The organism is Pseudoduganella danionis (genome assembly GCF_009720775.1).
Taxonomy (GTDB): domain Bacteria; phylum Pseudomonadota; class Gammaproteobacteria; order Burkholderiales; family Burkholderiaceae_D; genus Rugamonas; species Rugamonas danionis.
This window is the reverse complement of sequence record NZ_WNKW01000002.1, coordinates 167,780-192,499: the sequence shown is the minus strand read 5'-3', so window position 1 is coordinate 192,499 and position 24,720 is coordinate 167,780. Positions and strand designations below refer to the sequence as shown.

The window sequence follows — 24,720 nt, the reverse complement described above, 5'->3', positions numbered from 1 at the left end:
TACAATAGGCAATACAAGTCCATAGCTGGATTGTTGTTTCAATCCACGCGCCCGTGCGGGGCGCGACCCGCCCGAAACGTAAATCATCTTGAGGCGCAGAAGGTTTCAATCCACGCGCCCGTGCGGGGCGCGACTCAGGTCTGCGAGGCGGTCAGGCGCTACGGTGATGTTTCAATCCACGCGCCCGTGCGGGGCGCGACCATGGTCAATGAATGGGCTACGCGAGAGGGCAGGGTTTCAATCCACGCGCCCGTGCGGGGCGCGACGTGGACTTCGTGTTCTTCTTGCTAATCAGCAGATAGTTTCAATCCACGCGCCCGTGCGGGGCGCGACTTTGATGCGGCCATGAGACACGTGCTGTTACGTTAGTTTCAATCCACGCGCCCGTGCGGGGCGCGACGTCGTTTATCCAGATGGTGCGACGGCTCCGCCAAGTTTCAATCCACGCGCCCGTGCGGGGCGCGACGTGAGCGCAACGCACAGCTTGCGGCGGCTATGCAGTTTCAATCCACGCGCCCGTGCGGGGCGCGACACGAACACGCAGCCTTGGTTCTTGGCGATAGGCTTGTTTCAATCCACGCGCCCGTGCGGGGCGCGACGCGCAGGTAAATGTGTCGTATGACTTCGGCTATGGTTTCAATCCACGCGCCCGTGCGGGGCGCGACACAGTGGCTAGACGGTCATTGCAAGCCATGCGGAGGTTTCAATCCACGCGCCCGTGCGGGGCGCGACCGACAGCACCGAATTCACGATCATGGATAGGCTGGTTTCAATCCACGCGCCCGTGCGGGGCGCGACGCCCTGCAAGCGGAGCGGCTAACGCCAAATACACAGTTTCAATCCACGCGCCCGTGCGGGGCGCGACACGAGGCTGGCCGTGCGCACGAGATATTGCGCAGGTTTCAATCCACGCGCCCGTGCGGGGCGCGACTCGCATGGTGGCAAACCTGTACCAACAGAGCGGAGTTTCAATCCACGCGCCCGTGCGGGGCGCGACGCTTATGCGGATATGACGAAGAAGCGGAAGAAGTCGTTTCAATCCACGCGCCCGTGCGGGGCGCGACATGTTCCAAGAGGCAACTGGCGGGCAAGTTTCTCGGTTTCAATCCACGCGCCCGTGCGGGGCGCGACCTTCTGCCCCTGCTTCCCCCATCAGGCCCAACGGGTTTCAATCCACGCGCCCGTGCGGGGCGCGACTAGCCTGCAGCGTAGGCTTGACGACCATCGTTTTGTTTCAATCCACGCGCCCGTGCGGGGCGCGACTCGGCCGCTATGGTGACTAGCTCGCCCGGTACTTGTTTCAATCCACGCGCCCGTGCGGGGCGCGACATGATCCTGACATCGATCCCGTTCGGGAATCAGTACGTTTCAATCCACGCGCCCGTGCGGGGCGCGACTTCAACGCTGTGAATGAGGCCGCACCACGTCTGATGTTTCAATCCACGCGCCCGTGCGGGGCGCGACTTGTTCCCATTTTTCCACCCATTCATTCACTGCAGGTTTCAATCCACGCGCCCGTGCGGGGCGCGACGCTTGAGTTGTTTAATCTGACGCATACTGCCGCGGTTTCAATCCACGCGCCCGTGCGGGGCGCGACCTTCGAATCGTCCATTTAGTCCGAGTTCTGGATCAGTTTCAATCCACGCGCCCGTGCGGGGCGCGACGCTTGCTCTCGGTGCTGTTATTGCCCCACTCCTGTTTCAATCCACGCGCCCGTGCGGGGCGCGACCAGATTGCTATTAAATAGACAGATGGCTACCAACAAAGTTTCAATCCACGCGCCCGTGCGGGGCGCGACTCAGGTGGGCATACTTTAGTCTGGAATCAAATAGGTTTCAATCCACGCGCCCGTGCGGGGCGCGACGGACCCAATCAAGGGAAATTTATTGGATTTATAGTTTCAATCCACGCGCCCGTGCGGGGCGCGACTTCTGCGATTCGATCTGCAGTTGACATTGAGAATGTTTCAATCCACGCGCCCGTGCGGGGCGCGACGCACCGACACTGGGAACGGAGGCCGTATTAGGCGGTTTCAATCCACGCGCCCGTGCGGGGCGCGACTGTGTTTCTGTAAGTCATTGTATCGAACGAAAAAAACTTCGTCATCCCGCGAACGCCACAGCAGCGTCGCAGTTTTTTTACTCCCGGATAGTTTCGAACGGGAATGCTTCAGAAAATCAATAAGATATGGACGCGCGAACCGCACTCCTCAGCTCAGATCATTGTGGGTTCGCGCAGAGAATAGCTACATTACAAGAGGACCATTCAGGTCCAACAACGGCTTTGCACCGATGTGCTCAACTTTTGATGACCAATTGCGACCCAGATAATAGAATCGTAAACTATCGCATTCAGGATCAATAATTTCAGAGAGGCGCCGCTTAACCACCACCCATTGCGCCTGATCTACCTCTAACTCAAATACTGAATATTGTGCTCTCTGCCCAAAATCAAGGCATGCGCGAGCGAGCCGCCTCAGCCTTCTAGCGCCGCCGGGATCACTTACGCGAACGTCATAACTTACCAATACCATCATATCGCTATTTCATTCATTTCCAGAGAAATGGAGGATAACCGTCCAAGTCGCCCCTCAAGTGCCTGGCCAGTAGTTGCGCCTGCACAAAAGGAAACTGCCCAAGTGGTACTTTCTCATCTATAAATGCATGGTAAATATCTTCACGCTTTCTATCTTGATACGCAATTAATACCTTCTTTCTTGCGTCATCCCGCAGAATCACAGCACCATTATCCATGGTCCGAAAATCTCTTTCTATAATTTGCCGCCGGTTCAACAATGAAAGGACTAACCTGTCGGCAAATACAGGCCGAAACTCTTCCATCAAATCAAGTGCTAGGCTTGGCCGTCCGGGTCGATCTCTATGCAAAAAACCAACTGCAGGGTCAAGCCCAACAGTTTCCAAAGCCGAGCGGCAATCATGCGTCAGCAAAGTATAAATAAATGAAAGCAATGCATTTACCGGATCTAACGGAGGACGCCGACTACGGTTCGTAAACCGAAATGCTGAATTATCAACACGAATCAATAAATCAAAGACCGAAAAATAGAGCTGCGCAGCCTCCCCCTCCATACCTCGTAATATATCGATCTCATCAATTGAAAACAGCTGCTCTCCAATTCGCTTTAACCGCAACAGTGCATAGCGCAATCTATCGCTGCCGTCAGTTGAAAAACCAGCGCCATGATCTCGCATTGCCCTAGCCAGCACAGCCCGCTGATTAAATATCTTCCCTTTCAATACATTTCGGACAATTTCTAGATCTTCCTGAATCTTTTCACTCCGCCTATATTGCTCACGCCGCAACAACACATTTCCGGAGACTGGGCCTTCGACCCGAGCAAGAAATTTTCCATACGAAGAAAGAAAACTAATGCAAATTCCTTTCTCAGCACAAAATCCAAGCAATGGTGGCGATACTAAAACACGCCCAAAGCAAACCATACTTTCAAGCATATGAACGGGGATACGCGCTTTAGTCTCTCCCTCCACATCCATAACAATATTTTCACCATCCTTATGTAGCCACGCACCTTCCGTGGTCACGTACAAGGTGTTTAATTGTCGCCGCATGATTCTTCTTTCGTTTGCTCGGTCAACCAATCGGATACTGGTTTTCTACGGCCCAATAATCGAGGCTGACAGAGATCAAAAAGTGAACAGGAATCGCAACGCTTGGGAAGATATTGTGGAAGCGGAGTCTTACCTGACAGGAGAAGCTCACGAGTTGCAGAAATAATTTCGCAGGTTAGATTCCGTAATTCCTGATCAAATAAAACAGCAACTCGACGGCGCGTGAGTCCGTAAAAAAGCGCCCCCTCTGGAATGCTCACATCCAGCATTGCTTCAAGACACAGTGCTTGTGCACACAGTTGCACCTCATCTGCGCGGTGTGCTTTTTTTCGTCCTCGTTTATATTCAACAGGAAAAACATTGGGGCAGGATCCATCAGAAAATTCAACAACATCAGCCACCCCGCTTATTCCCAATGCAGGATTCACTATAGGCAAAGCACAGGCTGTTCTAACACCGCGTCGTCGCCCTGAATGAATTTTATCCACCCGATCATGCATCAGCAGTCCTTCGGCAGTCTGCTGATTTTCTGCCCATAATCGCTCGGTGTGAATGAGTGCACATTGACGAGGACAATACAGAAAATGCTGGAGTGCCGATAGCGGTATAAAATCCTGATCCATCGCCGCACTCCAGACTTAATTAAATCAGATCGGTAACATTTACACCGGCAGGCACTGCAGCAACATCAACAGTTACCTGGTAATCAGCAAAGCTGCGGGCCGGTGTGTTCGCTTCGCCTTTCACACGCTGCACCTTAACAGCATCGAACAGCACATGAGACGGAGCATTGCCCATCACATTTTCATGTTTAAAGACGATTAATTTTCGCGCTGACATTTCACCACGCGCTGCCGCGTGATCGTGCTCAAACATATTTATCAGGCTACGCCACAAGAGCTCAAGATCGGCATCTGAAAAACCAGTACGTTCTGCAAGCTTGGCCGAAATATAGCCATGTGCGCGATACAAGCCATAAGGAATAATATGCTTACGGCCCATAGTACGATTGGCACCACTCTGATCTTCGGCTTCCTTTTCAGTGGTAACGGCCATACGCGTAATCGAAATTTCCATAGGCACGACAGGATCAATTGACGTAGCAAATGCCATTTGGATAGGGCCGCGTACCTGTCCACAATTTACGCCCGTGCTCATTACTGCACCAAAAGTTCGTACATCGAAGAAATTCTGGCACATCCAGTCTGTCAATTCTTTCGCTTTTGCAGCGTCTTTGGGCAGCTTTTTATAGCCGTCCTTAGCATCTGCCGGAATCTCCAAAGCCTTCCATGCCAGCTCATGCTGATTATTAAGAATCGCTCTTTCTTGCATGTAGATCGCATAACCCTCGCCACCATCTTTTTCAAGCGTGACGTAATTACGGATCTTGCGCTTGAGACAGACGTCAGTGACAAGGCCCTGATTCGTTTCAGGATCAAGCCGTGGCATGTTGCCAGCGTCAGGATCCCCATTGGGATTACCATTCGTCACATCGAACAAATAGACAAACTCATACCGATTAGCGATAGCGCTCATTTTTCAATTCCCTTTTCAGTTTCAACATTACGATTAAAGCGAGAGTTAGTCTGCTGGTAGTAGCCAATAGCAAAGCGGCCCTGATCTTCTAGACGCAAACTCCGAGGAAAATCACTGCCCAACCCGCCAATGATCTCGCCAATTTCACGCTCCAGAACCACTGCAAGTCCGGGCTTTTCTTTACGAAGCTTACTCAAGTGATTCTGCGAACTACGGACTAGAACCGGGAAAATCGTCGCTGGAGTTGCTGATGCTGCACCAAAAAAACGATCACGTATCGTTGCATTCACATGTGTTCCGACGGCATGGCGTTGAGCATCCTCCAGCACGGCAAATAACCTCCCCAACCGATAACCGGGATTACAATTTTCTAGATCAAGACTCACACTAATCTCCTCGTTAATTCCATGAACACCTAGCCGCTTATCGCGGACCAAGATTGCTTTACACAATGCGATTCGTATGCCGGACACATCCCCGTCACTGCGCATACGCATAATGAGATTTGCCAGCAAACTACGTGGGTAGCGGCCACCTCCGAGCACCGCCCGCGCGATATCGCCAGCCAACTGGGGAGCAATATCTTCAGATCGAGTCTTCCCATCACGCACAGGAACGGTCGCGTGCAGCAAGCGCCAGATAGCAGGCGGAGTCCGCCAAGGTAGGGGGGAAATCTCAAGGTCTTTGAAGTGCTCTGCAATACGCCTTGCAAACAATTCCAGACTGCCGTATAACCAGAACCGGATCGACAAACGTGATGAGTTCGGCGCCAATCCAAGCACAAATAATTCGGTATCATCATCGAGGTCTAGCCCCAGCTCCTTGAGCGCTGTGCCTGCGCTTATCGCATCAAGTACCGTACGCAACTTTGCTGTTTCCTGCACATCGTCGCTCGGCGGATTCAGTAAATCCGCAAAAATCGATTCTGCCTGCGCGCATGCACTTGCACGCGCTGCCCTGGCCCAGAACACAACGGTGGTATCGCCTATCTGTATGCGCTGCCGATTATGTTCGTCGCGACGCAGCAAATAATTCAGTATGGTGGTATAAGAAAAAGCAACCGCTTCGGAAATCGGTGCATTGTCTCCCTGCTCCTTCCCGTATGACCTAAAGGATTCAAGATTGAATGACACGATCGAGGCACCAGCACTCTGTGCCCCATTCACGCCTTTAATCGATGGATGCAGACGTGCCAAGGGCATCGTTTCACCAGTCACCAGACATACCCCTTCCTGAACCTGCGCATCGGCGAGTAACTTTGCCCTTAACATTCGCGCTACAGAATTCTGATGGATGTAAATATGCTCACCATCCAATCGGAAAACGAAATTTGCATCCCGCATTTCGTCACTGAATAAAGGACTACAGAAATTCTCTGGAACCCAATTTTCCAAGAATTTTCGAAGTGCCAATAGCGCAGGTTCATCGACTCCCGCCAGTATCGCCAGATGCATAGCCTTGAAAGCTGCATGCTCCTGCGCTGTACGCACTTCCCCTTTTTCACTTACGCCTAGCACATAGCTCGACTTATCCCACAAAAAACAAGGGGATATATTCGAGGCCCGTTTGGGTGGTTGCGGCACTTCCATGACTTTAGGGTGAACCTTCTTACCTGAAGTGTCTTGAATGTTCTGCACATCAACCAGCATGCCGTCAGGGGACAAAATCAATGCATAGCTAATTTTCTCCTGACTGAAACCAAATAGTGGCACCTTGCCACTTTCAGCCATAGATTGGTAGTACCGATTAAGCTCTCCCAGAATCATGTTCGCACCTCACGCGGCATGAACTTAGGAACAGCGATCAATCCATCCGTCATCTGCGCACGGAAAAAATGTGGCGTCATGTCGTTGGCAAAATCAATGTCATGTAACATCCATCCGAGATCAATACTCTTACCGAGATGAACTGGATCGGCTTCGGGCAACTCTGCTTCGGCCTCGACTAATTGAAAATTAGCTGCGAATTCCCGCACTCCTAGACAGGGTGCATGAAAGCACTGTCCTTTCCTGGCACGACGGGTAAATATATCCAGATGTTTCCCAATTGAATCCGCCGCCTCGGCTTTATTCGTCATTTCGAAATGTGCCTCAATAACATAGGCAACATCACGCAATATGGTCGCCGCCCGTTGCTGTCGATCTTCATCCACGAAAGTCAGCAGAGTATCCGTACGTCCGGCTTTACTAGCCTTGGCGATACTCACTGACGAGAGTTTGCTCCCGACTTCATTGCGCCGTATGGTTTCAAACCGTATTGGCTTCAGCACTTTAATTCGGTCGATCTCCCAGCGAATTGCCGGTTTCCAATGTATCGCCTCGAGGATGCCGCGTGCTGCAGACGGCGTAATGACGTCATAAGAAACACGCTCCACTTTCATTTCGGGACGGGTGAAACAGGCACGCTCCCCCCACACCAACAATCGAACTCCAAAAGTCATGTATCCTCCATTAATTTTTTGCTCCGTGTACCAATAACCTTCGCCTGATTACCAGCACAATCTCTCGCTCTGAATAAAGCTGGGGTCCTCCCAGTGCAAGCCGTACTCTTGATGATAAAGGTCGCTATTCAACAACTGGACAAATTGCAAACCATAGCGCTCCTCGTTAATTGGCTGTATCGCCCCCGTAGAACGCAATGCAAGAAACGCCTGACGTGGAACTTGAACGGTGTAAGGCTGCAGCCGCCGCGCCTCGCGCGGCGTCCCGAAAGCTGACGCTAGATGCTCGATCACTGCACGGGCTTCTTCATCCGCTGGGATAATTACCGGCATCTGAATACTCTCGATCATGCGGAACTTTTGCGCCAATATCTCGAATGGAAAACCGTCGAGCCCACCAGCGTGGATTTGTTCCAGCAAGTTGTAGGCGTCTAGTTCACGTTCTCCCTTCTGCCAATAAAGCAGGCGGAAATAACTTTCAATCGCCGCTGGACTCAACGGATCGTGACTATGTTGCCGTAATACCTCCCGGGCAGCCTGTGCATATTGCTTCAGTTCAGCTGGCGGCACCCAGTCAGCATTCTCCGGATTAAAAATCTGAAGTTCGCTTTCTTCCAAGGGGCGGCGCCCCTCCCGATTACACCGTCCCGCCGCTTGAGCAATAGAGTCAAGACCAGCTTCCGCACGAAATACACAAGGGAAGTCAATGTCGACACCGGCCTCAATCAACGAAGTCGAAATTAGTCGGCAAGGCTCGCCGGCGCGAAGCAAGCTACGAATTTCTGCAAGTGCTGCACTACGATGTTTGGGGTACATCAGCGTAGAGAGATGGCGCGCACCCGGCAAAGGCGAAATCAGATCATATAAGGCACGGGCGTGACGTCGATTATTAACAATGCAAAGAGCCTGTGAGCTTTGCTGGATGCGCTGCGCTAATTGCAAATCACTCAAAATTCCGACGTGTCTGATCTGCACTCGCTTTAATGCATCGAATAACCGCTTGGGCTCCGGTGCCAATTCACGCACATTCGATAAGCCATCCGTCATGGCATCTTCTTTTAGTGCTGGCTGGGTTGCCGTACACAACACGACACTGGTCTGATAATTCAGCGCTAGCTCGTCTATTGCAGCAATGCAGGGCTTCAGCAATTTCAGAGGAAGCGTCTGCGCTTCGTCGAGAATGACGGCACTTCCCGCGATGTTATGCAGCTTGCGGCAAGCCGCTGGTCTAGCGGCAAATAAACTTTCGAAGAATTGCACGGCGGTCGTAACAATTATCGGCCTGTCCCAATTTTCCATTGCAAGCTGAAGCTTCTTTTTTGCTTCTGCATTTTGAGTAGGATCATCAATAAATGAACCATGGTGCTCCAACACAACGTCTGCATAATCTCCGAGTACTTGACGAAAAACCGCCGCTGTTTGCTCGACTATGCTAGTGAATGGGATGACATAGATAATGCGATCAAGACCATGTGCAATCGCATGATCCAGCGCGAAGGCGAGCGACGCTAACGTCTTGCCCCCGCCAGTTGGTACCGTCAACGAGAACAATCCGGGAATCAGCGACGCCTCAGCACGCACGTGCCGCAGAATCTCGCCGCGTAGGCGATTCACCGGAGTATCTTGTTTAAAGCCAGATAAATGGACATCAAGTCGATCTCGCAGCATTTTCAGGTCAGGCATTTCTGCTGCACGCCTTGGGGAGCGAGATTCGATACGATCATAGTAGGCTTCAGTGTCAAGATAGTCCGCATCAACCAGGCAGGAAAATATCATCCGGCACAAGAATGACAACTGAAACTGCCCGCGCCCCTTTTTTACCCGAAACTTCTGAGGATGGGATAATTTTCCTTCTGGCGGCAGATCAATCTCCTCGCGCCAGTCAGGCTGTAGTGCAGGTAGATCCGATCTCAATCGGTCTGCCAGTGCCGTACGCTCCCCCGAATCACGTCCGTTGGCTAGGCCAGCATGATGGCCTGCAATTCCGTACGCCAACAATTTACCGAACGCGCCATAACGCTCACAAGCTACTTTCGCCCCCCAGGTAGAATGGTCAACAGGGCCAGCGTCGCCGCATAGTCGACGCTGAAATTCTTCAGTGTACTTACCCAGATCATGCAGAACGCCAGCAACTCGCGCCAGCTCATCGGCGCTGAAGTGCCTGGCGAACTTTGCAGCAAGATCCCCCACTGATTGCAAGTGATCGCTCAGTATTTGCCAATCCGCTTTATCGGATTTTGCAGTGGAGTGGGCATAGTAAGTGGACATTTTTCAGGATAAATATTCTGCTTGCCTGAGCGCTATGGTTAATCGATGTTGCAGATGCTACAGAGCGCTAGGCTCATAGGATGAGCCTGTCCTAAATTGCTCCAAACCTTTTTTCAGTTGGCGTTGTACTTGTTCGCATAAATCCTGCGGGGCAATTACCTGCACTTCAGGTATGTGCCGCATTATGTCCATCACTAATTCGCGTGTATCGCTGTACGGAACCGTCAGGTGGTAATTTCCAGCTTCATCAAAATGACCTTTTTGTTCTGGGTGCCAGGTTTCTTTGCTGACCCAGCGCGCCCGTTCATTGAGAAACATCAATTGAGCCCAGCGCTGTTCTGGTCCCGAGAAAATCCCATAGCCACCATCGAGCGCTTTCTGGATATCTTTCTCAGGTACATCTAATGCGGTTTCAGGCAAAACGCGTACAGACTGTAAAGAATCCAGCGCAAATCGTCTTAGATCATTCCGCAGATGGCACCAAGCATCCAAGTACCAGTTTTCCTGATAATGATTCAACCGCTGCGGTGAAATTTCGCGGGATGTCGAGGCATTTTTTGAGCGGTTATAGTGCTCAATTCTCAGCCGTTGGCGCATTAAAACTGCAGCCGCAACTGGAGGAAAATGTTCAGGCTCATAATGGCGAGCATTCAGCTTCTGAATTCGAATGCGACGTGCCAGATTTTCGACTGAATACGAGCTATGGTCGAGAATGCTGCCTAGCCGATCAAGTAGAGGGGTAATGTGCGGCGTCAATAAGCCAGGTCCCAGACTGGTCAACAGCTGCTGCATCGTTAATAGCGCATGAACTTCCGCAGCGCTGAACCAAAGTCCCGGCAGTTCAAACTTGGTTTCACTACTTATTTTCTGCAGTCGATATGCGGACACCTCGCGGTCCCACACGATGGGCGCATTAAATCGATCGCGCAAATATTCTAGGTCGCGCTTAAAAGTCGCCTTAGAAACCTCTAACTCGTGCAGAAACACATCGAGGCTAACTGTCCCCCTGTCACGCAGGAGGCGCTCAATCTTATAGATCCGTTCCGTACGATTCATAGTTAAGTAAGAACTAAAATTAAAGCGAAAAATCAAATACTCGCCACTTGGAAGGTAATCCCCCCAAAGGATTGCATAATGATTATTGCAATAATATTACTTAACTTTTAGAAATTGTGGAAATTTAATTATCTATAACCAACAACAAAATGTAGATAAGTCGTAGCAAAGATTGGGAAATCCGTTGTTGAATTTACCATTAGCCTGCCAGATGCCGGTAACGCTCTGATTACAATTGATCTGCATCCGTAAAATCGAATCGACTTTCTTTGGCGGTCCAGATAACTATTACGACATAAATTAGACGGCCTAATGTGATTAGATCTGTTGCGACGTTAAGATAGGGAACAGAGCAAGCTCAACTTGTGTCAGCAATTGTGGCATTGACGCTTCTGCCTTTAACTGACGGGCTTGCGTCTGGCAGGCCTGCGCCACCTGCGGCGCCGTCAGCAGATGCTGTAGGCGCTGCTGCAAGCCGCGCGCCGACAGGCGCTTGGCCAGCAGCACGTCCGCCACGCCTAGCTGGCGCGCGCGCAGGCCGTTATCGAACTGGTCATAGGCAAACGGTACGATTAACTGCGGTGTGGCGCAACGCAAAGCTTCGGCTGTGGTGCCTATGCCGCCGTGATGGACGATCGCGGCCACCCGTGGCAGCAGCGCATGGAATGGCGCTTGCGCCAGCGCCATTACACCGGGCGGCAGCACGGCCGGCAACTGGGTCGCGTGCGACGTGACCAGCAGGCCGCGCCGTCCGAGACGCTGCAAGGCTTGCAACGCCGCAGCGAAATACTCGGCCGCATGCTGGTGCCCGGTACCGGGCGTGAACAGCACGGGCGCTGTGCCCGCCGCCAGAAACTGCTCGAGCTCGGGCGCCAGCGCTGTCGCCACCGTCGTTTCATCCTGCACGAAGCCGCTGCACAGCCAGCCCTGCGGCCAGTCCGGCTGAGGCGCGGCAAACCATTCGGGGAACAGCCCCAGCGAGACATCGGGCACCTCGAACATATGTTCGAAGAAGTGCGACACCGGTACCATACCATGCTGGTTGCGGCGCGCATTCAGGCCGGGCAGCATGAGCGGATCTATCATGTGCTGGTGGATCAAGCTCCACAAACCCTGACGCCAGCCCAGCGGCACCCAGCGCGGCACGGTTAGCGAACCGGCGCACAGCATGTCATGACTGCTGCACAGATTGGACGGTGCCAGATAGGCCCCGACTATGCGCAAGTCAGCCCGCACCGAGCGGGCCAGATCGGCCATCGGCAGCAGGATAGGATGACTGAGCACCACGCATTGCTGCTGGGCCGGTAGCTGACGTACCAGCTCGCGCAGCGCGTCCAGATACGGCACCAGCCCGTTCCACAGTACCCCCCAGCCGCGCCGTTCATCCCACAGGGCCGGATTAGCGAGCATGCTCTGGAACGCTGCCGGTGTGGAAAAACTCCGGCATGGCAGGCCTGCTTGGGCCACCAGTGCGGCATGGAAGGCCGGCGCCAGCATCAGCACCTGATGGCCACGCGCCTGCAGGCCGCGTGCCAGCGTGATGAAAGGATACATATCACCACCCGTGCCGCTGGCGGCAACGATGACCAGCGGTTTGGAGCTATCGAAGTTGGTGCTGCTGGACATGGCGATCGATCTATTAGAGAGACTGGAAAGAAGTAGGTCAGGCCGGCAGTTCCCAGCCGCGCGAACGTTCGACCGCGCGCTGCCACTGGCCCATCAATTCAAGCCGGCGCTGCTCCGGCATGGCCGGCTCGAAGCGCCGCTCGCAGCGCCACTGGGCACGGATTTCATCCTGGGTCTCCCAGTAGCCCACGGCCAGTCCGGCCAGATAGGCGGCGCCAAGTGCCGTGGTTTCCGTCACGGTAGGCCGGATCACGGGCACGCCGAGCAGGTCGGCCTGGAACTGCATCAGCATATTATTGCAGGCGGCACCACCATCGGCCCGCACTTCCGTCAGCGGTATCTGCCGGTGCGCGGCCGCCACATCTTTCTGCATGGCGGCCATCAGCTCGGCGCTCTGGTAGGCAATCGCTTCCAGCGCGGCGCGCGCGATATGGCCACGGTTGCTGCCGCGACTCAGGCCCACCAGCGTGCCGCGCGCATACGGGTCCCAGTGCGGCGCACCGAGGCCGACGAAGGCCGGCACCATGTACACGCCGCCGCTATCGGGCACGCTGGCCGCCAGTACCTCCACATCCGACGATTTACTGATGATGCCCAGCCCGTCACGCAGCCACTGCACGGTAGCGCCGCCCATGAACACGCTGCCTTCCAGCAGATAGTCGGTAGCGCCATCGACGCGCCAGCCCACGGTGGTCAGCAGGCGGTTGTGCGAGGCCACCGGATGGCGGCCCAGATGCATCAGCATGAAACAGCCCGTGCCATAAGTGTTTTTCACCATGCCGGGGGTCATGCAGGCCTGACCGAAGGTGGCGGCCTGCTGGTCGCCGGCGATGCCGGCCACGGGAATCTCGGCGCCGAACAGCGCGGCATGGGTGGTGCCCACTTCCTCGCTGGACGACACTACTTGCGGCAGCAATTCTTCGGGAATATCGAACAGGTGCAGCAGATCGCTGTCCCAGCGCATCAGGTGTATATTGAACAGCATGGTGCGCGAGGCATTGCTGACGTCCGTCACGTGCTGGCCGGTCAGCTTATAAGTGAGCCAGCTATCGATGGTGCCGAAGGCCAGCGCACCACGCCTGGCCCGCTCGCGTGCGCCGGGCACGTGGTCGAGCAGCCATTTGAGCTTGGTGGCGGAAAAATAGGCATCCAGTTCCAGCCCCGAGGCATCGGCGATCAGCTTGGCCTTGCCGGCCGCGCGCAGTTGCTGGCACAGATAAGCCGTACGGCGGTCCTGCCAGACGATGGCAGGGGCGATCGGCTCGCCGCTCTTGCGGTCCCACACCAGCGTGGTCTCGCGCTGGTTGGCAATGCCGATCGCAGCGATCTGCGCGCCGCTCACGCCATGCTCGTGCAGCACTTTGCGCGCTACCGTGAGCTGGCTATTCCAGATTTCGTTGGGGTCGTGTTCCACCCAGCCGGACTGGGGGAAATGCTGGGGAAATTCCTGCGCGGCGCTGGCGCAGATCTGACCGGCGCGATCGAACAGGATCGCGCGCGAGCTGGTCGTGCCCTGATCGAGGGCCAGTATGTAGTGTTTCATCGGCATCGTCCCCGTAGGCGTCGTGCTGCACGCCGTCGGCGCTCCAGCCGCGCACTGTAAATTAGTTGAAGCAAGCCGATAGGCCGGATTTTGTTACGGCACAGGCGAACCTGCGCTATGACAGCCATTCCTCTAGGCGCCGGATTACTCCGGCGCTCAAGCTTCCTACCCGCACGCTCCGCGAGCCACATCATCGCGTGCCTATTTGGAATTGCACCAGGTGGAGGTTACCGCGTTTCACCGTAACTTAATACGCTCGTCTCTGTGGCCCTATTCCTCGCCTTATACCCCTGTTCCGCACCAGTACAAGTACCGGTACGGCACAGCAGGCTTTCAACGGACGGCCGTTAACCGTCACCCCGCTCTATGGAGTCCGGACCTTCCTCCCGTCAGGCATTACGCGCTGACCAGCGGCTGTCTGGCTTGCTTCGGGCGCTATTGTACCAGTTGCCGCCTACCCCATGCCACCGGCAGCCCCGTCGTGCCAGAAATCTGAAATTTGGTGTCGCCATTAGAAAAGCCGTGCTTCGGGCTGCGCCGTAGAATGGCTGACATCCTGACACCCGTCTGGCCCACCCGAACCCAGACTTATAAGATCGCAAAGGCAAGCAATGACCCTCCCATCCCGTACCGGCGGCCAGATTCTGGTCGATGCCCTGAAGATCCACGGCGTAGACATGGCTTTCGGCGTACCCGGCGAAAGCTATCTGGACGTACTCGATGCCCTGCACGATTCCGGCATCCGCTTCATTATCAACCGGCAGGAAGGCGGCGCCGCCTTCATGGCCGACGCCTACGGCAAGATGACGGGCAAGCCCGGCATCTGCTTCGTCACGCGCGGCCCCGGCGCCACCAATGCCTCGATAGGCGTGCACACGGCGTTTCAGGATTCCAGCCCGATGATTCTGTTCATCGGCCAGGTAGGCAATGACTTCGTCGACCGCGAAGCCTTCCAGGAAATCGACTACCGTCGCATGTATGGCCAGATGGCCAAATGGGTAGCCCAGATCGACCGTGCCGATCGCGTACCGGAATACATCGCCCGCGCGTTCCAGATCGCCACCAGCGGCCGGCCCGGTCCGGTGGTACTGGCCCTGCCGGAAGACATGCTGACTTCCATGGCCAGTGTGGCCGACACGCGCGGCTACCAGCCGGTGCAAGCCGCGCCAGCGGCCAGCCAGATCGAACAGCTGCGCGGCCTGCTGGCCGGCGCCAAGAAGCCGCTGGTACTGCTCGGTGGCGGTGGCTGGACGCCGGCCGCCTGCGCCGACCTGCAGCGCTTCGCCGAAGCCAACCACCTGCCTGTCGCTTGCGCCTTCCGCTTCCAGGACCTGCTCGACAACGCCCACCCCAACTATGTCGGCGACGTAGGCATAGGCATCAACCCGAAACTGGCCGCGCGCGTGCGCGAAGCCGATGTGCTGATCGCGATTGGCCCGCGCCTCGGCGAAATGACCACAGGCGGCTACAGCCTGATCGAGGCACCCGTGCCGCGCCAGCAACTGGTGCATGTGCATGCTGACACAGAAGAACTGGGCAGCGTGTATCAGGCCCAGTTGATGATTAACAGCGGCATGCCGCAGATGGCCGCCATGCTGGCTGCCATGACGCCTGTCGACAGCAGCGCGTGGCGCGACAGCGTGGCTGCGGCCAAGGCCGATCTGGCCGCATGGCAGCAACAGCCGCCGATATTCCAGGATGGCAAAGCACCACTTGATCTATGGCAGCTGGTGCAGCAACTGGACCAGCTCACCCCGGCCGATACCATCATCACCAACGGTGCCGGCAACTACGCCACCTGGGCACACCGCTTCCACCGCTATGGCGGCATGCGCACCCAGCTCGCACCGACCAGCGGCGCCATGGGCTATAGCGTACCGGCCGGTGTGGCCGCCAAAATAATTGATCCAGATCGCACCGTGATTACGTTTGCCGGCGACGGCGAGTACATGATGAACGGTCAGGAACTGGCCACGGCCGTGCAATACCGTGCCGGCGTGGTCATCATCGTGTTCAACAATGGCATGTTCGGCACCATCCGCATGCATCAGGAGCTGCACTATCCGGGCCGCGTCTCGGGCACCCAGTTGCACAATCCCGACTTTGCCGCACTGGCTGCAGCCTATGGCGGCCATGGTGAAGTGGTGGAAACGACGGCCGCGTTTGCGCCCGCGCTGGAACGTTCGCTGGCGTTTGCGCGCAGCCAGAACCTGCCGGCCGTGATCGAATTGCGCTATGACGGCAACCTGATTACGCCGGGTGCCACGTTGGAGACCATCCGCAGCAACGCCCTGAAAGCCCAGGCCGCAAAATAAGCCGGTCTAGAGGCTGGCGGTAGTGCGGCCAGCCTCGATTTTCTGCAAGGGCTGCGGCGGCAAGGACGGCTGTGGCTCTGGCTGCGGCTGCGCCGGTTCCGCTTCGGCCGGCGGCGGATTTTTCGGCGCCGGACAGACGCGGCAAGTGCCGGCCGCACGGCCGAAATCCGTCACGCGCGCCAGCTTCATCGGCACTTTCGGGTCATTGCAGTAACTGCCGTCGAGCACCAGCGCCTTGCCATCATCACTGAGCGTGCCGCGTATGGTGCGCTCTTCCTCGTCGGGCGGCTGCACCGTGAAATAGAACTGGCGGCCACGCGGATCGATCACCACTTCGCTGGCCACCACGGGCCAGCTCAGGCCACCGGCCGTATATTCGTACAGCACCGTATCGACTTCGGCGAAGCGCTGCAGCGTAATGCGCTGGCCGCCGAATTCGCCGTTCTCGGGACTGATGCACAGATCGGAAAACACCAGCATGCCGTAACGTGGTAGCACCTGTGCAGCCGGCTTGCGCGCCAGCTTGGGCGCCGCCAGTACGGCAAACGACGCCAGTAGCAGAGAACTGGCGATGAGGGCGCGGCGCGACAGCAGCATGGTAGGGGCTTTCAACAAAAATGAAGGTGATCCGAAATCGGGCGCAGAAATGAACAACGGCTGCACGAGGCAGCCGTTGATGATTCTACCTGATCAGATCAGATTAGAACGAGTGACGTACGCCCACGTTGAAGGCTTTGTCACCGGTACCGGATTCAGCGTTGTTACCAACGGTGTAGCTGGCGCCGTTTTTGTTGTGGATCTTAGCGTACGAAACGTAGGTGCTGGTGCGTTTCGACAGAGCGTAGGAGTAACCCACTGCCCACTGGTCAGCGTCACGGTTCGCTACTTCTTTGTCGTTCTTACGGGTGTACGAAGCCATCAGGGTGCCTGCTGGGCCCACTGGTGCGGTCAGACCGATCAGAGCAACGGTGCTGTCTTTCGACGCCACTGGAGCAACGGTGTAGCCGAATGGGTTGCCGGTGTTACCCAGAGCCGAGCTGTTGGTGCCCTTGTCTTTGCTGAAAGCAGCGTAAGCTTTAACAACTGCGAAGTCGTAGTTAGCGGCGATCAGGGTGTTGTGGCCAACGTCGGTGCTCAGCTTCGATGCTGGCAGGTCGTTGTTACGGGCATTGTGAGCAACGCGCACGTTCAGAGGACCGTTAGCGTAACCAATGTAGGCACCGATTTGACGCTGAGCCGATGCATCGCCAGCTTGCTCGCCAACGCTGTACGACACTTCGCCTACGAAGCCTTCAACTACTGGCGACTGGTAAACGATGGCATTGCTGTTACGGGTGTTGTTGCCAGCCACGCCGAACAGGTTTTTAGCGGTACCAGCGTAGCCCATAGCGAATGGATCAGCTACGTCACGTACGGACTCGTAGTAAGGGGTGTACTGACGACCCAGGGTCAGGGTACCAGCGGTGGTCGATTTCAGACCAACGTAGGATTGACGGTTAGCGATCGAACCAGCAACGTCGGATTCGCCGGTGTCAGCTTTGATGCCCGATTCCAGCACGAAGACAGCGCTCAGACCACCGCCCAGATCTTCCGTACCTTTGAAGCCCAGACGGGAGGCTGCGCCTACGCCGCTGGAAACTTTGGTGGTGTTGGCTACGCCGCCGCGCTCGCTCACCAGACCGGCATCAACGATACCGTAGATGGTGACGTTCGATTGGGCGAAGGCTGCAGCGCTGGTTGCGCTCAGGACGGCCAAGGCGATAAGGGATTTTTTCATAACGTGTTTCCTTCAGTTGTGTTGCTGTAAATAGGTAAAGCTAGTATTACGGCATGTTCGGTGCTTATCGACGCCACATGAGGCGCCGTGTATTTGTGAGGGCAAACTCCCCAGCTGCCACTTTGCGTCGCGGGGTACGTGACGCGTTCACTTAAATGCGGCCGATACGGTCGCCGCTGGCTTTATCGCAGCGCGCTTGCGCGCCGGAGGCGGCACTATACTGATGCTTTGTTTGTCTATCAAGAGTCACACAGGCAAAATTGCCTTTTGTTACTCTTGGCAGAATTTCAAAACGCCAGCATTTTACCGCATCGCAATATTTCCTGCCGACAGAGCCAACTAGCCCGGTTTCTCCGCCCGATTTCTTCCTTGCAAACTGCCCTCGCCTCGCGGTTCGGACATCGTTGTCGGACCAAGTGAAAATAGCTACATTTGCTATTAACCATGACATTTTATACCGGAGTCTGCTGTCAACGACCTCAACTAATTGGTAATAAGCTTACAACTCCGCAGAAAATTCGGCGATTTCAACGGGGAAATATGAGGCAACACCAACTATATTCATGAAAAATCACAATATTGCTGAATGAAATTCAGTCCACTCTGCAAGCTGTTGCGCCGCATCAGCAATTTGTAAGTAATTGCTACTTGTCACATTGGCGCAACATAAACACTCAGAAATATTGCGCAAAATCGCGAAATGTGTAGATATAAGTCAGTTTCATTGAGAAAGTAAGAACTAAAAACAACAGTTATCAGTCATTTGATAAACTTTCCTGAGAAAAATATTTTGTCTATGACAAAATTTCTGCAACTGGCAGAATCAGATGATTCGTCAGGACTGTCTCAAGCATGTCGTGGACAAGCTGTTTTCTGTATGTGCGCACAGACAAGCGGTGAGCCGCGTGCCATACTTGCGTTCATAAATCGAATGTAGAATGCAGGTCGCGTTATCCGGCGTGACTCTGCGCGTTGTGCACCCGGACCCTGTGCCAACCCTTGCGGCCATCGAAAAAAGTGGCCGCTGTAGCCTGATGATTAATAGAGAAAATACACCACTTGCACTGAGCACAATTAGTGACGTGGAACGCGACACCGGCGTTGCCAAGGAGACTTTGCGTGTATGGGAACGCCGCTATGCCTTCCCTCAGCCATTGCGCGACCCTAATGGCGAACGCATCTACCCGCAAGACCAGGTGCAGAAGCTGCGTCTGGTGAAGCGGCTGATCGATCTCGGCTACCGCCCCAGCAAAATCATCCAGCACAGTGCTGACGAACTGCGCGCTCTCACGGGACAGGCTACCAGCGTCAAAACCACCAGTGTGGCGCCGCCCGAACTGCAGGGCTACATCGACCTGTGCAAGAGCCACCAGATGGAAGCACTGCGGCGCAAGCTGTCGCAGGCGCTGCTGATGATGGGGCTGAAAAGCTTTGTGATTGATCTGGTCGCCCCGCTCACCTCGCTGGTAGGCGAAGCCTGGGCCAGCGGCATGCTGGCCACCTTCGAAGAACATCTGTACACGGAATCGCTGACGGTAGTCATGCGCAGCGCCATCTTTGCCATGCCCCAGGCCAACGGCAACAGCCATGGTGCGCCGCGCATCATGCTGACCACGCTGCCGCAGGAACGCCACGGGCTGGGCCTGCTGATGGCCGAAGCCATGTGCGTGGCCGAAGGGGCCCACTGCATCTCGCTGGGTGTGCAGACCCCGCTGATCGACATCGTCGAAGCAGCACAGGCCCAGCGCGTCGACATCATTGCGCTGTCGTTCTCGGTCGCCATGAATGCGCGCCAGGCGCTCGACGGTCTGGCCGAACTGCATACCCGCCTGGGCGGCCATGCCGAACTGTGGGCTGGCGGCAGCAATGTCGCGCTGAAACGTCGCCGCCCGCCGTATGTACGCGTGTTTGCACTCAATGAACTACAGAGCGCCATTGCCGACTGGCGCCAGCGCCACCCGCGCTAAGCGAGCCGGTGGGCGAAATCGCTGTAGGGCTCTGGTAGAATAGGCGTTTCCTAGTGGCTGGCCCAGCCAGCCTCCGCTTGAAGCGCCCGTAACCACCTGCCCATGTTTAGTTTCTTCAAGAAAAAACCCGTCACGCCACCCGAGGCGATTACTCCTGCTGCTGCAGCGACCGCTGTACCTGCTCCCGCACCGGCGGGCGCAGCTACCCCATCCGTTTCCGACCCGGCCGCCGCTGCACCGCTGCTGGTAGAAGAGCCCGCACCGCGCCAGTCGTGGATGGCGCGCCTGAAAGCGGGCCTGTCCAAAACGTCCTCGAATCTGTCCATCCTGTTTGTCGGCGCCAAGATCGATGACGATCTGTACGATGAACTCGAAGCGGCGCTGCTGATGTCCGATGCCGGCGTGGAAGCGACCACCTATCTGCTCGACGCACTCAAGCAGAAGGTCAAGCAGGACAAGCTGCTCGATGCCGCGGCCGTGAAAGCGGCGCTGAAACAGTTGCTGGTGGAACTGCTGCTGCCGCTGCAACGTCCATTCGAACTGGGCCGCCACCAGCCCATGGTGATGATGATCGCGGGCGTGAATGGCGCCGGCAAGACCACCACCATCGGCAAGCTGGCCAAGCATATGCAGACCCACCACCAGTCGGTGCTGCTGGCTGCCGGCGACACTTTCCGCGCGGCTGCGCGCGAACAGTTGATGGTCTGGGGCCAGCGCAATAACATTACGGTCATTTCGCAAGCTTCCGGCGATCCGGCTGCCGTGGCCTTCGATGCCGTGCAGTCGGGCAAAGCCCGTGGCCACGATGTGGTGATGGTGGATACGGCCGGCCGCCTGCCGACCCAGTTGCACCTGATGGAAGAACTGAAGAAAGTCCAGCGCGTGCTGGGCAAGGGCATGGAAGGCGCGCCCCATGAAACTCTGCTGGTGATCGATGGCAATACGGGGCAGAATGCGCTGGCGCAGGTAAAAGCTTTCGACGATGCGCTGCATCTGACCGGGCTGATCATTACCAAGCTCGATGGCACGGCCAAAGGCGGCGTGCTGGCCGCCATCGCGCGCGTGCGTCCTGTACCGGTCTACTTCATCGGCATAGGCGAGAAGATAGAGGATCTGCAGCCCTTCGTGGCGGCCGAATTTGTCGATGCTTTACTGGGTGAATGACCGGATAACCGTTCCATGATCGAATTCCGCAACGTTTCCAAACAATATTCCACTGATACTTACGCGCTGCACGACGTGTCTTTCACGGTGGCCAAGGGCGAGCTGGTGTTTCTGGCCGGCCCTTCCGGCGCCGGCAAATCCACGCTGCTCAAAATGATCGCCGCCATCGAGCGCCCCAGCAGCGGTCAGGTGCTGATCAACGGCACCGATATTTCGCGCATCCGCCCGGCCGCGATTCCTTCGCTGCGGCGCAATCTGGGCCTGATTTTCCAGCAGCAGCGCCTGCTGACGGACCGCAGCATCCTGGCCAATGTGATGCTGCCCCTGCTAGTGGCCGGCGCCTCGCACAAGGAAGCGGAAACCCGCGCCCGCGCCGCACTGGAAAAAGTCGGGCTGGACGAACGCGCCGATGCCCAGCCGCTGTCGCTGTCGGGCGGCGAGCAGCAGCGCGTTTCGATCGCGCGCGCGATCGTCAACCGTCCCCAGCTAATACTGGCCGACGAACCCACGGCCAATCTGGACCGCGCCAGCGCCAACCGCGTGCTCGACGCGCTGAAAGCATTTAATTCCGTGGGCGTGACCTGCATTATTTCCAGTCACGATGAGCAGATGCTCGATGCAGCCGCCCGCGTCATCCACCTCAACCACGGCCAACTGGAGGGCGCAGCATGACCAACTGGTTACGCCAACACCGTTATGCGTTGGGCGCGGCACTGGTGCACCTGCGCCGTTCGCCCGGCGGTTTCCTGTTCAACATCCTCGTCGTCGCGATCGCGCTGGCGCTGCCGTTTGCCGGCGTCACCCTGCTCGACAATGTGCGCCCCATGTCGGAACAGCTATCGGTCGATCCCGAAGTCAGCGTATTCCTGCGTCAGGATACCCCGCGCGAACAGGCTCAGGCACTGGCTTCTGCGCTGCGGCAGGCCGTCAAGGACAAGCAGGCCAAGATCATCTTCACTCCGCGCGAAAAGGCGCTCGAGCAACTACGCGACAAAAACGGTCTGGCCGATGTGCTGACCACGCTCGGCGAAAACCCGCTGCCTGATAGCTATGTCATCAAGATCGATGCGTTCCGCAATGCACAGGCCGGCGGCGATGTGGACCAGTTGGCCGAACAGCTCCGCAACCTGCCCGCAGTGGAATCCGTGCAGGTCGATTCAGCCTGGGTCAAGCGGCTGGCCGCGCTGATCAATGTGCTGCGGCTGGCCCTGCTGATCCTGGCCGCCACGCTGGGCACGGTCGTGGTAGCCGTGATTTTCAATACCATACGCCTGCAGGTGCTGACCCAGCGCGAGGAAATCCTCGTCTGCAAGCTGATCGGCGCTACCGATAACTTCATCCACCGCCCCTTCTTCTACACGGGCGCCCTGCTTGGCCTGTGCGCCGGCGGCGTAGCGCTGGGCGCCGTGGCCCTGGCACTGCACCCGCTGAATCAGGCCATCGCCGAATTTGCCCGCCTGTATGCGTCGGAATTCCAGCTTACCCCGCTGCCGCCGCTGGCCATGGCCGGCTTGCTGGCGCTGTCCGCCGGCCTGGGCCTGCTGGGCGCCATGCTGTCCGTACAGCGCCACCTGTCGCGCATGAACTAGGCGCTGCTTGCGCTCGCGTCCGTGCGGCCCCGCACGGACGCTCTCCCCTTCCGCTCCTACCCTGTGCCGTATTAAGTCCGCCCTAAGATCCGGCGCGCATTCTCTTCCTTGCACCAGCGACTGTTCTTGATTTTTACTATAGCTTTTTTGCTATCAATGCGATAAATTGGCAGTGATTGGCACTCAACGGCAGAGAGTGCTAATATATATCGACTGTAGGGCAAAATGAGTTCTCTACAGCAACCAAGCAATACGAATACATAGCTAAGACGCACTCACCACTAAGGAATGAATATGACTACGATGTCCGCACCGACTGCTCTGGTACCGGTCACCAATCGCGCCTTGGGACTGGGATTCACTGGTAATCTAGGCAATATCGATGCCTACATTTCGGCCGTCAACCGTCTGCCGATGCTGAGCCATGACGAGGAAACCTCGCTCGCCAAGCGTCTGAAAGAACACAATGATCTGGCCGCCGCACAGGAGCTGGTGCTGTCGCACCTGCGTCTGGTGGTGTCCATCGCGCGTGGCTATCTGGGCTACGGCCTGCCGCACGCTGACCTGATTCAGGAAGGCAACATCGGTCTGATGAAGGCCGTCAAGCGCTTCGATCCCGATCAGGGCGTGCGTCTGGTGTCGTATGCGATGCACTGGATTAAAGCCGAGATGCATGAGTACATCCTGAAGAACTGGCGTCTGGTCAAAGTGGCCACCACCAAGGCCCAGCGCAAGCTGTTCTTCAATCTGCGCAGCCACAAAACGGGGCTCGATGCCATGAGCCCGGCCCAGATCGACCAACTGGCACAGACGCTGGATGTGAAGCGCGAAGAAGTGATCGAGATGGAAACCCGTCTGAGCGGCCGCGATATCGCGCTGGAATCGCCGAGCGACGACGAAGACGACAAGTTCGCACCGATCGCCTACCTGTCCTCGGAAGCCAGCGAACCGACCCGCGTGCTGGAAGCGGAACAGGTCACCCGTTTGCATTCCGAAGGTCTGGAACAGGCGCTGGCCAAACTTGATGCGCGCTCGCGCCGCATCGTCGAAGCGCGCTGGCTGGCCAACGATGATGGCAGTGGCGCCACGCTGCATGCGCTGGCCGACGAGTTCGGCGTGTCCGCCGAGCGGATCCGCCAGATCGAAGTAGCGGCGCTGAAGAAAATGAAAGGTGCACTGGCCGATTACGTGTAAGCCAGTTCCGCAGCACCGAACAGCCGCCGGTTCCCCCGCGCGGCTGTTTTTTTTTCGTGGCACGCTGCGCTCAGGCGTAGCGTGCGCCCCATCTATGGTGTTTTTGTTAAGCTGATCATGTGTCGCGCCGCATGATGGCTTGCGTTCGAGGTTTTGAGGTATTCCCATGAAATCCAGCATACTCCGGCAGCTCGTGATCCTGCCCGTGCTGACGGCCTGCATGGCCCTGCTGTACGCGTGTAGCGGCCAGCTCGGGCGTGCCGCTGGCACACCCGCGCTGCCCATTACGCGCGAGGTGGTGCTCACCCAGGGCGGCAGCATCGTGCTGGGCAGCATCGCCAGCCCCAACGCTGCCAGCGAAGGCGCGCCAGTCGCCCAGCTAAAACTGGAACGCGTCAACGATAGCCGCTGTCGCACAGGCATGGTGTGCGTCTGGGCCGGCTACATCAGCTACAGCTTTATCCTGACAGGAACGGACGGCAGCACGAGCCAGTTTGTGCTGTCTGACAACATGCCGAATGCCCGCCCGAGCATCACGGAACAGGGCTGGACCATCACGCTGACAGGGCTGGAGCCGCAAGCGGCCCCGGCAAAAGATGAAATCACGCCGAATTATCGGGTAAGCTTAAGGGTGAGCAACGCACCTTCATCCTAA

At 56.6% G+C, this 24,720-nt stretch carries 19 protein-coding genes, 1 other RNA gene and 1 CRISPR repeat array (1 of these 21 running past the window's edge); of the genes, 7 read left to right on the top strand and 13 right to left on the bottom strand.

Translation table 11 applies throughout. The annotated features are described in order from the left end of the window. Nucleotides 1-2,061: a CRISPR direct-repeat array (repeat unit 32 nt; unit sequence GTTTCAATCCACGCGCCCGTGCGGGGCGCGAC); it reaches 4,230 nt to the left of the window's first position. A gap of 184 nt (nucleotides 2,062-2,245) precedes the next feature. The 11 genes from cas2 to rnpB all read right to left on the bottom strand — a co-directional run bounded on the left by cas2 (nucleotide 2,246) and on the right by rnpB (nucleotide 14,489). Further along, nucleotides 2,246-2,536, bottom strand: a complete 291-nt coding sequence (gene cas2 / locus GM655_RS09070) for a CRISPR-associated endonuclease Cas2 (protein WP_155434358.1) — start codon at nucleotides 2,534-2,536, stop codon at nucleotides 2,246-2,248. 13 nt (nucleotides 2,537-2,549) lie between these two features. Further along, nucleotides 2,550-3,590 carry a type I-C CRISPR-associated endonuclease Cas1c gene (cas1c, locus tag GM655_RS09065; protein WP_155434357.1) on the bottom strand — a complete coding sequence of 347 codons (1,041 nt, stop codon included), beginning with the start codon at nucleotides 3,588-3,590 and terminating at the stop codon, nucleotides 2,550-2,552. After that, nucleotides 3,575-4,213, bottom strand: coding sequence for a CRISPR-associated protein Cas4 (gene cas4 / locus GM655_RS09060; RefSeq protein ID WP_155434356.1), 639 nt, complete (start codon nucleotides 4,211-4,213; stop codon nucleotides 3,575-3,577). The genes cas1c and cas4 overlap by 16 nt, the downstream gene beginning before the upstream one ends. Nucleotides 4,214-4,232: 19 nt before the next feature. Further along, complete coding sequence (cas7c, locus tag GM655_RS09055; RefSeq protein ID WP_155434355.1) at nucleotides 4,233-5,126, bottom strand: type I-C CRISPR-associated protein Cas7/Csd2; 894 nt, start codon at nucleotides 5,124-5,126, stop codon at nucleotides 4,233-4,235. After that, nucleotides 5,123-6,892: a type I-C CRISPR-associated protein Cas8c/Csd1 gene (gene cas8c / locus GM655_RS09050; protein WP_155434354.1), complete on the bottom strand. Its 1,770-nt coding sequence runs from the start codon at nucleotides 6,890-6,892 to the stop codon at nucleotides 5,123-5,125. Before cas8c ends, cas7c begins: the two co-directional genes overlap by 4 nt. Continuing rightward, entirely contained in the window at nucleotides 6,889-7,566 is a 678-nt protein-coding gene (gene cas5c / locus GM655_RS09045; RefSeq protein ID WP_155434353.1) for a type I-C CRISPR-associated protein Cas5c, read from the bottom strand. Before cas5c ends, cas8c begins: the two co-directional genes overlap by 4 nt. A gap of 48 nt (nucleotides 7,567-7,614) precedes the next feature. Then, nucleotides 7,615-9,834: a CRISPR-associated endonuclease Cas3'' gene (locus tag GM655_RS09040; RefSeq protein ID WP_155434352.1), complete on the bottom strand. Its 2,220-nt coding sequence runs from the start codon at nucleotides 9,832-9,834 to the stop codon at nucleotides 7,615-7,617. Between the two features lie 57 nt (nucleotides 9,835-9,891). After that, the gene (locus GM655_RS09035) at nucleotides 9,892-10,890 is read right to left on the bottom strand and encodes a helix-turn-helix transcriptional regulator (RefSeq protein WP_155434351.1); all 999 of its coding nucleotides are present in this window, start codon (nucleotides 10,888-10,890) and stop codon (nucleotides 9,892-9,894) included. A 318-nt stretch (nucleotides 10,891-11,208) separates the two neighbouring features. Next, complete coding sequence (locus GM655_RS09030; RefSeq protein WP_155434350.1) at nucleotides 11,209-12,516, bottom strand: glycosyltransferase; 1,308 nt, start codon at nucleotides 12,514-12,516, stop codon at nucleotides 11,209-11,211. Nucleotides 12,517-12,553: 37 nt separating this feature from the next. Beyond that, nucleotides 12,554-14,059, bottom strand: coding sequence for a glycerol kinase GlpK (gene glpK, locus GM655_RS09025; protein ID WP_155434349.1), 1,506 nt, complete (start codon nucleotides 14,057-14,059; stop codon nucleotides 12,554-12,556). 63 nt (nucleotides 14,060-14,122) lie between these two features. Beyond that, nucleotides 14,123-14,489: RNase P RNA component class A (rnpB, locus tag GM655_RS09020), an RNA gene on the bottom strand. Between the two features lie 181 nt (nucleotides 14,490-14,670). Between rnpB and GM655_RS09015 the strand changes: the two genes are divergently transcribed. Continuing rightward, nucleotides 14,671-16,374 carry a thiamine pyrophosphate-binding protein gene (locus tag GM655_RS09015; RefSeq protein ID WP_155434348.1) on the top strand — a complete coding sequence of 568 codons (1,704 nt, stop codon included), beginning with the start codon at nucleotides 14,671-14,673 and terminating at the stop codon, nucleotides 16,372-16,374. A 6-nt stretch (nucleotides 16,375-16,380) separates the two neighbouring features. On the opposite strand, the gene GM655_RS09010 is transcribed toward GM655_RS09015, so the two are convergent. Both GM655_RS09010 and GM655_RS09005 read right to left on the bottom strand, forming a co-directional pair. Continuing rightward, a complete protein-coding gene (locus GM655_RS09010) occupies nucleotides 16,381-16,989 on the bottom strand; it encodes a hypothetical protein (protein ID WP_229632482.1) in 609 nt (202 codons plus the stop codon). Between the two features lie 85 nt (nucleotides 16,990-17,074). Continuing rightward, nucleotides 17,075-18,151 (bottom strand): porin, encoded by a 1,077-nt coding sequence (locus tag GM655_RS09005; RefSeq protein ID WP_155434347.1) that lies wholly within the window; start codon nucleotides 18,149-18,151, stop codon nucleotides 17,075-17,077. Between the two features lie 1,034 nt (nucleotides 18,152-19,185). On the opposite strand from GM655_RS09005, the gene GM655_RS09000 reads away from it, so the two are divergent. The 6 genes from GM655_RS09000 to GM655_RS08975 all read left to right on the top strand — a co-directional run bounded on the left by GM655_RS09000 (nucleotide 19,186) and on the right by GM655_RS08975 (nucleotide 24,720). Continuing rightward, nucleotides 19,186-20,118 (top strand): MerR family transcriptional regulator, encoded by a 933-nt coding sequence (locus GM655_RS09000; RefSeq protein WP_155434346.1) that lies wholly within the window; start codon nucleotides 19,186-19,188, stop codon nucleotides 20,116-20,118. 102 nt (nucleotides 20,119-20,220) lie between these two features. Beyond that, nucleotides 20,221-21,282 (top strand): signal recognition particle-docking protein FtsY, encoded by a 1,062-nt coding sequence (ftsY, locus tag GM655_RS08995; RefSeq protein WP_155434345.1) that lies wholly within the window; start codon nucleotides 20,221-20,223, stop codon nucleotides 21,280-21,282. A gap of 15 nt (nucleotides 21,283-21,297) precedes the next feature. Next, complete coding sequence (gene ftsE / locus GM655_RS08990) at nucleotides 21,298-21,954, top strand: cell division ATP-binding protein FtsE (RefSeq protein ID WP_155434344.1); 657 nt, start codon at nucleotides 21,298-21,300, stop codon at nucleotides 21,952-21,954. Beyond that, nucleotides 21,951-22,871, top strand: coding sequence for a permease-like cell division protein FtsX (ftsX, locus tag GM655_RS08985; RefSeq protein ID WP_155434343.1), 921 nt, complete (start codon nucleotides 21,951-21,953; stop codon nucleotides 22,869-22,871). The genes ftsE and ftsX overlap by 4 nt, the downstream gene beginning before the upstream one ends. Before the next feature lie 294 nt (nucleotides 22,872-23,165). Beyond that, nucleotides 23,166-24,065 (top strand): RNA polymerase sigma factor RpoH, encoded by a 900-nt coding sequence (gene rpoH, locus GM655_RS08980; RefSeq protein ID WP_155434342.1) that lies wholly within the window; start codon nucleotides 23,166-23,168, stop codon nucleotides 24,063-24,065. A 166-nt stretch (nucleotides 24,066-24,231) separates the two neighbouring features. Beyond that, entirely contained in the window at nucleotides 24,232-24,720 is a 489-nt protein-coding gene (locus GM655_RS08975) for a hypothetical protein (RefSeq protein WP_155434341.1), read from the top strand.